The following is a 12,339-nucleotide window of genomic DNA, read 5'->3' as shown; positions in this document are numbered from 1 at the left end:
CAGACGTCGAATGAAAAAATGCGACCCCAAAATCGCGGCCGCATAGTATCTCAAATTCTACGCCAAAAAGCACTCGTTTTGATGGCCTACTCAAAAGCTATTCAAAAGGTGTTGGATCGCCCGCTCCCACGCGAGCAACCACCATCTCATCTTCACTGAAATCAATCACTGTCGTCGGCTGTTCACCTAAATAACCCCCGTTTAAAATGACATCCACGGCGTGTTCAAGGCGATCCCGAATCTCTTCTGGATCCGATTCTGTATGGGTGTTGCCGGGCAAAATAAGTGAAGTGGACATTAGTGGTTCACCTAACGCTTCAAGTAAATCAAGTGCAATACGGTTATTAGGCACGCGGATACCGATCGTCTTACGCTTCGCATTCATCAACCGACGTGGCACTTCTTTGGTCCCTTTGAAAATAAACGTATAAGGGCCAGGTGTATTATTCTTTAGCAAGCGAAAAGCGGTATTATCCACACGCGCATAAAAAGAGAGCTCTGACAAATCACGACACAGCAAGGTAAAATTATGCTTATCATCAAGGCGGCGAATTTGGCAAATACGCTCTAATGCTTGTTTATTTTCTAGTTGGCAGCCTAGTGCATAACCAGAATCCGTTGGGTACACAACAACTCCGCCATTGCGGATAATAGCAACCGCTTGAGTAATCAAGCGAGTCTGCGGGTTTTCTGGATGAACGTAAAAAAACTGGCTCATTGTAATTCCTCATTATTGAGTCTATCTACGGGGCTTAAACCCCAATCTTTCCAGACAGGATCGACGCCAGAAGGCAACCAAAGATTTCGCCCCAGTTCCATCCAAGGTGAGGGGTAATGAAAGTCACTGCCTTGAGAAGCTAATAGATTGTATTGTATGGCATAATCGGCCAAATTACGTCTTTCTTGTGGCGCTTGTTGTGGCTGTGCCACTTCCATAGCGTCACCACCCGCTTCTACAAACGCCGTTATTAAGCGCTTGAGCCACTTGGTCGTCAAGTCATATCGTCCAGGATGCGCTAATACCGCTTGGCCACCAGCGGCGTGTATTGCTTCAACGGCATCGGTCATCGAGCACCAACTTGGTGGTACATACCCAGGATTATCGCGGGTGAGAAACTTTTTGAACACCTGCTGCATGTTCTTCGCAAAACCCTGTTCAACCAGCCATTTTGCGAAATGCGCACGAGTAATCGGTGCTTCTCCGGCGATGGCTTGCACCTCTTCTAACACCCCTTCACGTGTCACTTTTTGCAATCGTTGTGCAATCAATTGTGCGCGCTGCACACGATGTGCCTTTTGCTGCTCAATTAACTGCTGCAAAGCTTGAGCGTTTGAGTCGATGTTGAGCCCAACAATATGAATATCTTTATTTTGCCAAACCGTGGAAATCTCGATGCCATCGATCAAGGTGATGGGTAATTGTTGCTGATTAATATAGTCATGAGCAATAGTTAATGCATCAGTCGTATCGTGATCAGTGATCGCCAATACCTCAATATCAAAGCTTAGCGCCCTATCGATTAACGCTTGCGGCGATAACCTGCCATCTGAAGAAGTGGTGTGGCTATGTAGATCAATTCTCATAATTTTATTTTGGCCATCTTTTAGGCTTGACTTTTTACTCTCGCACTAGTTAACTAGTACACAAATGCAAGGCACGTATTTGAGGTTGACCATGTTACAAGAATTTAACCAAAACCATAATCACAATTTAAGCGCAGCTTCATCTGAGCTCAATTGGTGGCACACTTGGACAAGTTCTTGGTGGGCAACCGTGTACTTTTAAAATAGAACACGAATTCACAAAGCCCGCCTCAATGAGCGGGCTTTTTATTTTGTCGAATAGCTCACATTACATTGCGCAATAAAACAGCGCCCCCCCCAAAGTGATGATTGGGTCTCTAAGAGGATTATGCGAGTATGGACGACAGGAACATTAAAATTCATCAAGGAGGTCTTGTGAATAAGACCATTGAAATTAAAAACTTAGGCCAAATTGACGTAATCAATATGTCCGTGCCTTATACCCAAGATCCAACACGTCTATTTCATACGCTATGTGAGTCAAAAACAGATTGTTTGCTATTAGAATCCGCCGAGATCGACTCAAAACAGGATCTCAAAAGTCTATTATTGGTTGATGCTGCCGTGCGCATCACTTGCTTTGGTCACGTTGTCACTTTTCACGCATTGACAGACAATGGTCAACAGCTCATCGAACATCTACAGCGTAATATTAAAACGGATATTGAACATCAGTTACAACAAAATACCTTAACACTTCAATTTCAAGCACCATGCGAAACGCTAGACGAAGATTCTCGCCTACGCGAAGCCTCTTCTTTTGATGCACTACGTCTCGTGCAGCACAGTTTCGATCTTCGTCATCACGATAAACATGCCCTCTTTCTAGGCGGTTTATTTGCCTACGATTTGGTGGCCAACTTCGAACCGCTAGGAAATGCCGATACGACTAATCAGTGTCCAGACTACGTTTTTTATATCGCGGAAACCTTGTTAGTGATTGACCATAAAACTGAGCATTGTCAGTTGCAAGCCAGTGTTTTTAACCCCACGCCAACAATGCGCGAAACATTAATTACTCGTTTACAAGAGATCGCGCAGCAATGTGCCGCACCCAAATTACTACCGCAAGCCAAAACCGTAGCTAACGTAAGCGTGACAACGAATATTTCTGACCAAGAGTTTTGCAAGACCGTTCAAGCGTTAAAAGAATTTGTCGTGAAAGGCGATGTTTTTCAGGTGGTGCCTTCTCGCCGATTTACTCTGCCTTGCCCTTCACCACTTGCTGCTTATAAAAAACTGAAAGAGAGCAATCCAAGCCCTTACATGTTTTATATGCAAGACGAACGCTTTACTCTGTTTGGCGCTTCTCCTGAAAGCGCATTGAAATACGCCACCGAAACCAACCAGATTGAGATTTACCCTATCGCAGGGACTCGCCGCCGTGGTAAACGCGCCGATGGTTCAATTGATTTTGATTTAGATAGCCGCATTGAACTTGAACTACGTTGCGACAAAAAAGAGAACGCTGAACACATGATGTTGGTCGACCTTGCGCGCAACGATGTCGCGCGTATTGCACAAGCAGGAACGCGCCACGTCGCTGATTTATTGAAAGTGGATCGCTACAGTCACGTTATGCATTTGGTTTCTCGCGTGGTGGGTCAACTCCGAAGCGATCTCGATGCACTGCACGCTTACCAAGCCTGCATGAATATGGGCACACTCACTGGTGCGCCGAAAATTCGGGCCATGCAGCTTATCCGTAACGTGGAAAAAGCCCGCCGTGGCAGTTACGGTGGCGCGGTAGGCTACCTTACCGGGGAAGGCGATTTAGATACTTGCATCGTGATCCGCTCGGCTTATGTCGAACAGGGTATTGCGCAAGTTCAAGCGGGCGCTGGGGTCGTTTATGATTCAGACCCTCAATCGGAAGCTGACGAGACACGTGGTAAAGCACAAGCCGTGATCTCTGCAATTCAAGCCGCGCATCAGGAGTAGCAGACATGGCCAACATTATTTTTATCGATAACTTTGATTCCTTTACCTACAACCTTGTTGATCAATTCCGCTCACTCGGCCATACGGTGACAGTTTATCGCAACAACATCGCCGCACAGAGCATTGAACAAGCGGTCTTTCAATTGGATGAACCGCTGCTGCTACTCTCCCCCGGACCGGGCGCGCCCGCAGACGCGGGATGCATGCCACAATTAATCCAACGCCTTAAGGGCAAAGTGCCGATCATTGGCATCTGTTTAGGTCACCAAGCGATTGTTGAAGCTTACGGCGGCACCGTCGCGGGTGCTGGCGAAATTATCCATGGCAAAATCTCGATGATGGAACACCAACATCATCGTATTTACCAACAGCTACCGTCACCACTAGCCATTGCTCGTTATCATTCCCTAGTGGCTACTGAAGTTCCGGATAGTTTAACCATCACGGCAGAGGTTGATGGGCTCGTGATGTCCGTGGTGCAAGAGCAAGATAAAGTGTGCGGCTTTCAATTTCATCCAGAGTCCATCATGACTACTCATGGCGCAGCATTGCTTGCCAATGCGATCGATTGGGCTTTAGAAAAAAGCACCCACTAACGGATTTATAGGGATATTTTATGGAAAACATCATTAATAAACTTTACGCGCAGCAGTCGCTCTCGCAAGCAGAAAGCCAGCAACTGTTTGATGTCATCATCCGTGGTGAACTCGACTCTATTTTGATGGCAGCGGTATTGACGGCACTGAAAATCAAAGGTGAAACACCCGATGAAATTGCTGGCGCAGCCAAAGCATTATTGGCTAACGCGACCCCGTTTCCAAGGCCAGACTATGATTTTGCAGACATAGTCGGCACTGGTGGTGATGGCTCAAATACTTTTAATATTTCAACCACCGCAGCATTTGTTGCTGCTGCCTGTGGCGTAAAAATTGCCAAACATGGTAATCGTGGAGTATCGAGCAAATCAGGCTCTTCTGATCTACTGGATTCATTTGGTATTAACCTTGCAATGAGCGCTGCAAATACTCGCCAAGCCATCGATGATTTGGGCGTCGCTTTCCTATTTGCGCCGCAATATCATGGTGGCGTGCGTCATGCGATGCCCGTGCGCCAAACCATGAAAACGCGCACTATCTTCAATATATTAGGGCCGCTGATTAACCCCGCTCGCCCCAACATTGAACTGATGGGTGTTTACAGTAAAGAACTGGTTCTGCCTATTGCCCAAACCATGTTACAAATGGGACTGAAACGTGCAGCGGTCGTTCATGGCAGTGGTTTAGATGAAGTGGCGATTCATGGTGAAACCTTAGTGGCTGAAATTCGTGATGGACACATCATCGAATACACCTTAACACCTAAAGATTTTGGTGTTGAAAGCTACCCACTCGAAGCCATTCAAGGTGGTGAGCCTGCGGAGAATCGCGCCATTATCACCAACCTGCTGACTGGGAAAGGCACGCCAGCGCAACTGGCTGCCGTCGCTGTCAATGTGGCGCTGCTGCTGCGTCTTTTTGGCCAAGAAGATCTCAAAGCCAATACACAACAGGCCATTAGTGTAATGAACTCGGGCAAAGCCTATCAGCTTGTCCAACAACTGGCACAAAGAGGTTAAGCCCCATGCCTGAGCAACTTTCTGACCACATTTCAACCCAGCATACTCAAATGGCTGAAGTGTTGGCCAAAATCGTCAATGACAAATATGAGTGGGTCGAACAGCGTAAAGCGCAGCAACCATTGGGCAGCTTCGAACATTTATTAACCGCATCGGGTCGCTCGTTTTATGATGCGTTAAATACGGGTAAAACCGCTTTTATTTTGGAGTGTAAAAAAGCCTCACCTTCCAAAGGGCTCATTCGCCAAGATTTTGATTTGGATTATATCGCCTCGGTTTACCATCAATATGCAGACGCCATTTCAGTTTTGACTGATGAAAAATATTTCCAAGGCAACCTCGAATTTCTGCCACGCGTTCGCGCGCAAGTAAGCCAACCTGTGATTTGCAAAGACTTTATGGTTGATGTTTATCAGGTTTATTTGGCTCGTCACTACAGTGCAGATGCCATTTTATTAATGCTGTCCGTCCTTGATGATCAACACTATCAAACGCTAGCCAATGTGGCTCACCAACTGGGTATGGGTATTTTAACCGAAGTGAGCAATGAGGAAGAGCTGCATCGGGCAGTCGCCCTGCAAGCGAAAGTTATTGGCATTAATAACCGCAACTTGCGCGATCTCTCAACCGATCTAAATCGCACTAAACAGCTGGCACCTTTACTCCCAGAAGGAACCATGATCATCTCGGAGTCTGGTATTTATACTCACCAACAAGTGCGTGAACTTTCGCAATACGCCAACGGATTTTTAATCGGCAGCTCGTTAATGGCCGAAGAAAATTTAGAGCTAGCGGTACGCAAAGTGACGCTCGGCGAAAACAAAGTGTGCGGCTTAACTCACGCTGACGATGCGGCCAAAGCCTATCAAGCTGGAGCCGTGTTTGGTGGCTTAATTTTTGTGCCGCAATCCAAACGCTATGTCGACTTGGACAATGCACGTTTGACGATGAGCGGCGCACCGCTGCGCTACGTGGGCGTGTTTCAAAATCACACCATTGAAGCCATTACGCAGATTGCTACGACGTTAAAACTCTTTGCGGTGCAACTGCATGGCGAAGAAGATCAAGCCTATGTTGACCAATTGAGAGCTCACTTACCTAGCCAGATTGAAATCTGGAAAGCTTATGGCGTGAGCGACTGCCTACCGACCAAGCTTGAGCGCCACATTGACCGTCACTTATTCGATGCCAAAGTAGGAACGCAATCTGGCGGCACTGGCCAACGTTTTGACTGGCAATTACTAACCGAGGTAAACGATGTCATGTTGGCGGGTGGCTTATCCCCTGAAAATGCTCAGCAAGCAGCAAACATCGGTTGTTTAGGGCTCGATCTCAATTCAGGTGTTGAGAGCGAACCGGGGAAAAAAGACTTACACAAGCTAACCCTAGCGTTCGACGCTATTCGGCAGTACTAACACTAAATCGATTCCCATTGGCTTGAAAAGCGAGTAACTCACCCAGCCGCAAGGTCAAGTATCAAGGGATAACAACAGATTCATTACCACTGAATCACTCAGTAGTAACACAGAGACTAAGGATACGAATCATGGCAAAACTCGATGCCTATTTTGGCGAATACGGTGGTCAATACGTTCCACAAATTTTAGTACCAGCGCTTGACCAATTGGAACAAGCTTTTATTGATGCGCAGGAAGATCCTGAATTTCGTGCTGAATTCATGACGTTACTACAAGAGTATGCAGGTCGGCCAACGGCGCTAACTTTGACGCGAAATCTCACGAAAGGCACAAAAACCAAATTGTACTTAAAACGTGAAGACTTATTGCACGGTGGCGCACACAAAACTAACCAAGTACTTGGTCAGGCACTGCTTGCTAAGCGTATGGGTAAACATGAAATTATTGCCGAAACAGGCGCAGGGCAACATGGTGTTGCAACGGCGTTGGCCTGCGCACTACTGGGGCTAAAATGTCGCGTTTATATGGGCGCAAAAGATGTTGAACGCCAAAGCCCCAACGTGTTTCGTATGAAGCTAATGGGCGCAGAAGTGATCCCCGTTCATTCAGGATCAGCAACACTTAAAGATGCGTGCAATGAAGCGCTACGTGACTGGTCTGCCACCTATGAAACCACCCACTATTTATTAGGTACAGCAGCGGGTCCTCACCCATTTCCAACCATAGTCCGTGAATTTCAACGCATGATTGGCGAAGAAACGAAACTGCAAATTTTGGCTCGCGAAGGTCGTTTACCAGATGCGGTGCTTGCTTGTGTCGGCGGCGGTTCGAACGCGATTGGCATGTTTGCTGACTTTATTGAAGAAAAGAATGTCCGTTTGATTGGCATTGAGCCAGCAGGAAAAGGCATTCATACCCACCAGCATGGCGCGCCATTGAAGCACGGCAAGACAGGTATTTTCTTCGGCATGAAATCACCTTTGATGCAAGATGAAAACGGGCAAGTAGAAGAGTCTTACTCGGTGTCCGCTGGGCTTGACTTCCCTTCTGTTGGCCCTCAGCACGCTCATCTTTATGCGACAGGCCGCGCTGAGTACGAAAGCATTACCGATGACGAAGCACTCGATGCTTTCCAATCGATCGCACGTAACGAAGGTATTATTCCCGCGCTGGAATCATCACATGCGGTTGCTTACGCCGTGAAGATGGCGTATGCCGAGCCAGAAAAAGAGCAGTTATTGGTCGTGAATCTATCCGGTCGCGGCGATAAAGATATTTTCACCGTCCATAAACTATTAGAAGAGAAAGGAGCGCTGTAATGGATCGCTATCAAACCCTATTTCAGCGTTTAGCTGACAACAATCAAGGTGCGTTTGTTCCATTTGTGACCATCGGGGACCCAGATCCAGAGCAATCACTGCGCATCATGCAAACGCTAGTGGAAGCAGGAGCAGACGCATTAGAACTCGGTATCCCTTTCTCTGATCCGCTCGCTGATGGCCCAACCATCCAAGGGGCGAATATTCGTGCACTGGATGCAGGGACGACTCCAGATATCTGCTTTGAGTTGATCACCAAAATTCGCGAGCAATATCCTGACCTGCCTATCGGGCTGTTGATGTATGCCAACCTCGTTTATTCACGCGGCATCGAGAACTTCTACCAACGCTGTAAAAATGCAGGTGTGGATTCAGTATTGATCGCCGATGTTCCGACTAATGAAAGCCGTGAATTTGTCGCGGCGGCAGACAAATACGGGATTCAACCCATTTTCATCGCACCACCCACCGCCAGTGATGAGACCCTATCCGCGGTCGCCAAACTTGGCCGTGGCTATACTTATCTACTGTCTCGATCCGGTGTGACAGGAGCAGAAACAAAAGCCAATATGCCAGTACATGCCTTGTTGGAAAGACTGAACCAATTTGATGCCCCACCCGCATTGCTTGGGTTTGGAATATCAGAACCTGAGCAAGTCAAACAGGCCATCACCGCCGGTGCCGCTGGCGCAATATCAGGATCCGCAGTGGTGAAAATTATTGAACAACGACTTAATCAGCCAGATGAAATGTTAACGACTCTCAGCCATTTCGTTTCCAGCATGAAAGCAGCGACGTTGGAATAAATTGGTTTACAGCAAAAACCAACCCGATCGATTTCTGAGTCAAACCAAGAAATCGATCTTTTTTTTAACATTTACGCCTCGCCAAATTCATTCACAAAACACAAACCAACCACTCATTAAATTGACAAAACAAATAGCAAACGTTTTCTTTTTGAAAAAACCACGTTTCATGTCAATGAACTATCAATAATCTTGTCAATTTACCTTGTTACCATATTGCTAAATGTAAAATATCCGTGTAAAAAGCTAGTCGAAATATTTATCCACCGATTGATATTTATGCAGTGGGTAACACTAGGAATTTACAATTAATTAGCACAGAGGTTATGGAAGTGTTAAACAAAAAGAGTTTGTTAAGCAACATTGGCGTGCAAGTCGTCATTGCAATGATCATTGGTACTGCCGTTGGTGCCATGATGGGACACGATGCGGCCGTCTTTTCGCCACTGGGTGTCATTTTTATCAACCTAATTAAGATGCTGGTGATCCCACTGGTGGCCGTTGCGCTTATTTCCGGTGCTGCGGGCCTTGGTAATAGCCACGCGGCGGGTAAAGTCGGTTTTGTCACACTCAGCTTTTTTGCGGTCACTTCCGCACTCGCCGTAACGCTAGCACTGGTAATGGGCGAAGTCTTCCAACCGGGTATCGGCGTCGATATTTCGGGCGTTGAAGGTATGTTTTCTGCCGAATACGCAGCAAAAGGTGAACTACCTACTTTTTGGGCAACCATTACGGGTATGATCCCAACCAACGTTTTCCAGTCACTGAATAATGCCAACATTCTACAAATCCTTGTTTTTTGCTTGTTCTTTGGCATTGCCATTTCTAAACAGAGCAAAGAAAAACGTGACCCGATCATCAATGGCGTAAACACCATTGTTGATGCCATGGTGTGGATGATCAACAAAGTGATGATCATCGCGCCTATCGGTGTATTCGGTTTGATGGCTGAAGCCGTCGGCACGTTTGGTTTTGGTGCACTGATGGTGGTATTTAAGCTGTTTGTCGTTTATGTCGCGGCCATTTTAATTTTCGGCTTTATTGCTTACCCGCTGATGATTCAGGTCTTAACCAAGACGTCGGCTAAGAAATTTATCCTTGCGATGAAAAAGCCTCAAGCCGTAGCCCTTTCAACCGCGTCATCAATGGCGACACTCCCTGTCACTATGGATACCGTAGAACACGACCTTGGCGTACGCAACTCAACTGCCGCCTTTGTTCTGCCGTTAGGTGCCACCATCAACATGTCTGGCAACGCCATCTATTACGGTTTAGTTGCGATTTTCTTCGCCCAGCTATTCAATATTGATCTCTCGATGGGCGCTTACATTGCCATCATCGTAACAGCGACACTGGGCGCCGTCGGTCAGGCAGGTGTTCCTGGTCCTTCTTTCCTTGTAGTAGCCGTTTTGTTAGCGGCTGGAATTCCAATTGAAGGTTTGCCACTACTGTTCGCCCTAGACCGTATCTTCGACATGATCCGTACCGCGCTCAACATCACAGGGGATGCCGCGTGTGCCGTTATTGTTGATGCTTTGATTGAAGAAGAAGCCACTGAGGCCTCATTGAAGCAGCAAAAAGCCTAACTCATCACAGAGCATCATTGATCCAATACAAGCCGCATCCTATGCGGCTTTCTTTTTGCATCGCAATTTGCAAAAAAAACAGTTCTCATACTAAAGTTAATCATTAAAGCGCCCTATGACTGACGATAAAGTTGGCATTGCGATTGCTATAATAAACGACACCTCTTTCGTGCCACATAGCAGCGGCAAACTTTTGGCGTTAGCACGAATCGACTTGGAGTATGAGTAATGGATATTCATCGTGATACTTATTATGGTTTGATTCACCACGGGATCCGAGAATTGGTTATCGATCGGATTGGCCATTTCAGTGAATTTGAATACCACCAATATCTAGGCTTAATTACTGGCAAAGATTCCTGTTTTTCAATGACAGATGAAGAATTGCAGATAGCCGTCGCCAATTTAAAAAGTGAAGGCTATTTAGAAGATATGAAACGAGCAATACCACAACTTGAAACCAGCGGCTGGGAACGCTGATCCATTTCTAGTTAATTTGTTTCGAATTGTCTCTTTCTATTTAGCTCTGACACGGTTTTGGTTAGACTGTGCGCAACGTTTAAATCGGAAGCATAAATACGAATGAAGCAACTTATTGATTTTATACCACTTATCATCTTTTTTGCCCTTTTCAAGATGTACGACATCTATGTCGCCACAGGGGCACTTATCGTGGCCAGTGCGGTACAGATTGCCCTGACCTACGCACTGTATAAGAAAGTTGAAAAAATGCAGATCATCACTTTTTTGATGGTGACTATCTTCGGTGGTATGACGATTTTCTTTCACGATGACAATTTCATTAAATGGAAAGTCACCATTGTTTACGTTGTTTTTGCCTTGGGCTTGACCATCAGCCACATCATGGGCAAATCAGCCATTAGAGGAATGCTTGGCAAAGAGCTAACCTTACCTGAACACGTATGGACAAAAATCAACTGGGCGTGGGTTTTCTTTTTCAGCGTTTGCGCTGTACTAAACATCTATATTGCATATCAACTGCCATTGGATGTTTGGGTCAACTTCAAAGTATTTGGCTTATTAGCCGCAACTTTTGTTTATACCTTATTAACGGGCGTTTTTATCTACAAACACCTGCCAAAAGAGAAGCAAGTTTCCGAGAGCAAACCCTCCTCGCACGAGCACTGATTGCACTAACCTTCTCGCTAGGACTCATTCAGAGGACTCTTTGAGTGCAAAACAGGCTGTCTTTGGTATAATCCGTCCCTATTTTTCAGCGACCAATTTGGTCGCTGTTTTGTTGTTGTGGATGTCGAAAAATGAATCAGGAAAATAGCGCCCCAAGAGGCCAATTATTGCTACGCACCTTAGCCATGCCAGCAGATACTAACGCCAACGGTGACATTTTCGGCGGTTGGATCATGTCTCAACTCGACTTGGCTGGCGCAATTTTAGCCAAAGAGATCTCATTTGGCCGCGTTGTCACTGTGTCTGTTTCTAGCATTACGTTTAAAAAACCCGTCAAGGTAGGTGATGTAGTGTGTTGTTATGGTGAATGCACCAAAATTGGCCGCACTTCAATGTCCGTCAATCTTGAAGTATGGGTAAAACCCATCAAATACGACAGCGTGGGAGATCGTTTCCAAGTATGTGAAGCAACCTTCAATTATGTCGCCATTGATACCGATGGCCGCCCTCGACCAATTAAGCCTAGCAACTGATCACAGAAATTCAGTTTGGTTGCTTTCAATACGCGCCAGTTTCAGTACAGTAAGGCCTCGACTTCATTATCAAACAATAAGGATATCAATATGTGGTACGTTATTTTCTCTCAAGACGTAGAAAACTCGTTGGAAAAACGCATGAGTGTCCGGCCACAACATTTAGAGCGCTTACAAACCTTGCAAGATGAAGGTCGTCTATTAACTGCAGGACCAATGCCAGCAATTGATTCGGAGAATCCAGCAGAAGCTGGGTTTACGGGGTCAACAGTCATCGCTGAGTTTGATTCGTTAAGACAAGCTCAAGCATGGGCGGATGCCGATCCTTATGTTGCTGCCGGTGTGTATCAACATGTTATCGTTAAACCCTTCAAGAAAGTGTTTTAAG

14 protein-coding genes and 1 other annotated feature are annotated in these 12,339 nt (G+C 46.1%); of the genes, 12 read left to right on the top strand and 2 right to left on the bottom strand.

What is annotated here, in order from left to right:
* Window positions 1-97: 97 nt before the first annotated feature.
* Window positions 98-718 (bottom strand): L-threonylcarbamoyladenylate synthase, encoded by a 621-nt coding sequence (locus AACQ79_RS11960; RefSeq protein WP_013857139.1) that lies wholly within the window; start codon window positions 716-718, stop codon window positions 98-100.
* Window positions 715-1,584 (bottom strand): RNase RNM, encoded by an 870-nt coding sequence (gene rnm / locus AACQ79_RS11955; protein WP_017042022.1) that lies wholly within the window; start codon window positions 1,582-1,584, stop codon window positions 715-717. The genes AACQ79_RS11960 and rnm overlap by 4 nt, the downstream gene beginning before the upstream one ends.
* A 64-nt stretch (window positions 1,585-1,648) precedes the next feature.
* Here rnm and AACQ79_RS11950 point away from each other — a divergent pair, with 64 nt between their 5' ends.
* The 12 genes from AACQ79_RS11950 to AACQ79_RS11895 all read left to right on the top strand — a co-directional run bounded on the left by AACQ79_RS11950 (window position 1,649) and on the right by AACQ79_RS11895 (window position 12,338).
* Window positions 1,649-1,786: a hypothetical protein gene (locus AACQ79_RS11950; protein WP_010318233.1), complete on the top strand. Its 138-nt coding sequence runs from the start codon at window positions 1,649-1,651 to the stop codon at window positions 1,784-1,786.
* Window positions 1,733-1,835: a sequence feature (Trp leader region), on the top strand. Its footprint overlaps the gene before it by 54 nt.
* A 124-nt stretch (window positions 1,836-1,959) precedes the next feature.
* Window positions 1,960-3,525 carry an anthranilate synthase component 1 gene (locus AACQ79_RS11945; protein WP_094125513.1) on the top strand — a complete coding sequence of 522 codons (1,566 nt, stop codon included), beginning with the start codon at window positions 1,960-1,962 and terminating at the stop codon, window positions 3,523-3,525.
* A gap of 5 nt (window positions 3,526-3,530) precedes the next feature.
* The gene (locus AACQ79_RS11940) at window positions 3,531-4,121 is read left to right on the top strand and encodes an aminodeoxychorismate/anthranilate synthase component II (RefSeq protein WP_013857142.1); all 591 of its coding nucleotides are present in this window, start codon (window positions 3,531-3,533) and stop codon (window positions 4,119-4,121) included.
* 20 nt (window positions 4,122-4,141) lie between these two features.
* Window positions 4,142-5,140: an anthranilate phosphoribosyltransferase gene (trpD, locus tag AACQ79_RS11935; protein ID WP_094149693.1), complete on the top strand. Its 999-nt coding sequence runs from the start codon at window positions 4,142-4,144 to the stop codon at window positions 5,138-5,140.
* A gap of 5 nt (window positions 5,141-5,145) precedes the next feature.
* A complete protein-coding gene (gene trpCF, locus AACQ79_RS11930) occupies window positions 5,146-6,555 on the top strand; it encodes a bifunctional indole-3-glycerol-phosphate synthase TrpC/phosphoribosylanthranilate isomerase TrpF (protein WP_094149695.1) in 1,410 nt (469 codons plus the stop codon).
* Between the two features lie 131 nt (window positions 6,556-6,686).
* The gene (trpB, locus tag AACQ79_RS11925) at window positions 6,687-7,877 is read left to right on the top strand and encodes a tryptophan synthase subunit beta (RefSeq protein ID WP_013857145.1); all 1,191 of its coding nucleotides are present in this window, start codon (window positions 6,687-6,689) and stop codon (window positions 7,875-7,877) included.
* Window positions 7,877-8,683, top strand: a complete 807-nt coding sequence (gene trpA / locus AACQ79_RS11920; protein WP_170899144.1) for a tryptophan synthase subunit alpha — start codon at window positions 7,877-7,879, stop codon at window positions 8,681-8,683. Before trpB ends, trpA begins: the two co-directional genes overlap by 1 nt.
* A gap of 326 nt (window positions 8,684-9,009) precedes the next feature.
* Entirely contained in the window at window positions 9,010-10,269 is a 1,260-nt protein-coding gene (locus tag AACQ79_RS11915; RefSeq protein WP_038171785.1) for a dicarboxylate/amino acid:cation symporter, read from the top strand.
* 228 nt (window positions 10,270-10,497) lie between these two features.
* Window positions 10,498-10,749 (top strand): hypothetical protein, encoded by a 252-nt coding sequence (locus tag AACQ79_RS11910; RefSeq protein ID WP_017044617.1) that lies wholly within the window; start codon window positions 10,498-10,500, stop codon window positions 10,747-10,749.
* A 102-nt stretch (window positions 10,750-10,851) separates the two neighbouring features.
* Window positions 10,852-11,418: a septation protein A gene (locus AACQ79_RS11905; protein WP_094149964.1), complete on the top strand. Its 567-nt coding sequence runs from the start codon at window positions 10,852-10,854 to the stop codon at window positions 11,416-11,418.
* 131 nt (window positions 11,419-11,549) lie between these two features.
* Window positions 11,550-11,951 (top strand): acyl-CoA thioester hydrolase YciA, encoded by a 402-nt coding sequence (yciA, locus tag AACQ79_RS11900; RefSeq protein WP_013857152.1) that lies wholly within the window; start codon window positions 11,550-11,552, stop codon window positions 11,949-11,951.
* 90 nt (window positions 11,952-12,041) lie between these two features.
* Complete coding sequence (locus AACQ79_RS11895) at window positions 12,042-12,338, top strand: YciI family protein (RefSeq protein ID WP_013857153.1); 297 nt, start codon at window positions 12,042-12,044, stop codon at window positions 12,336-12,338.
* Window position 12,339: the final 1 nt, after the last annotated feature.

The organism is Vibrio sp. 3-2(1) (assembly GCF_963887575.1).
Lineage (GTDB): Bacteria > Pseudomonadota > Gammaproteobacteria > Enterobacterales > Vibrionaceae > Vibrio > Vibrio anguillarum.
The sequence above is the reverse complement of the archived record's forward strand: the minus strand, read 5'-3'. Positions and strand labels throughout refer to the sequence as shown.

Coding starts and splice junctions, on each gene's coding strand:
- AACQ79_RS11960 (WP_013857139.1), bottom strand. CDS start 718: ATGAGCCAGTTTTTTTACGTTCATCCAGAAAACCCGCAGACTCGCTTG.
- rnm (WP_017042022.1), bottom strand. CDS start 1,584: ATGAGAATTGATCTACATAGCCACACCACTTCTTCAGATGGCAGGTTA.
- AACQ79_RS11950 (WP_010318233.1), top strand. CDS start 1,649: ATGCAAGGCACGTATTTGAGGTTGACCATGTTACAAGAATTTAACCAA.
- AACQ79_RS11940 (WP_013857142.1), top strand. CDS start 3,531: ATGGCCAACATTATTTTTATCGATAACTTTGATTCCTTTACCTACAAC.
- trpD (WP_094149693.1), top strand. CDS start 4,142: ATGGAAAACATCATTAATAAACTTTACGCGCAGCAGTCGCTCTCGCAA.
- trpCF (WP_094149695.1), top strand. CDS start 5,146: ATGCCTGAGCAACTTTCTGACCACATTTCAACCCAGCATACTCAAATG.
- trpB (WP_013857145.1), top strand. CDS start 6,687: ATGGCAAAACTCGATGCCTATTTTGGCGAATACGGTGGTCAATACGTT.
- trpA (WP_170899144.1), top strand. CDS start 7,877: ATGGATCGCTATCAAACCCTATTTCAGCGTTTAGCTGACAACAATCAA.
- AACQ79_RS11915 (WP_038171785.1), top strand. CDS start 9,010: ATGGAAGTGTTAAACAAAAAGAGTTTGTTAAGCAACATTGGCGTGCAA.
- AACQ79_RS11910 (WP_017044617.1), top strand. CDS start 10,498: ATGGATATTCATCGTGATACTTATTATGGTTTGATTCACCACGGGATC.
- AACQ79_RS11905 (WP_094149964.1), top strand. CDS start 10,852: ATGAAGCAACTTATTGATTTTATACCACTTATCATCTTTTTTGCCCTT.
- yciA (WP_013857152.1), top strand. CDS start 11,550: ATGAATCAGGAAAATAGCGCCCCAAGAGGCCAATTATTGCTACGCACC.
- AACQ79_RS11895 (WP_013857153.1), top strand. CDS start 12,042: ATGTGGTACGTTATTTTCTCTCAAGACGTAGAAAACTCGTTGGAAAAA.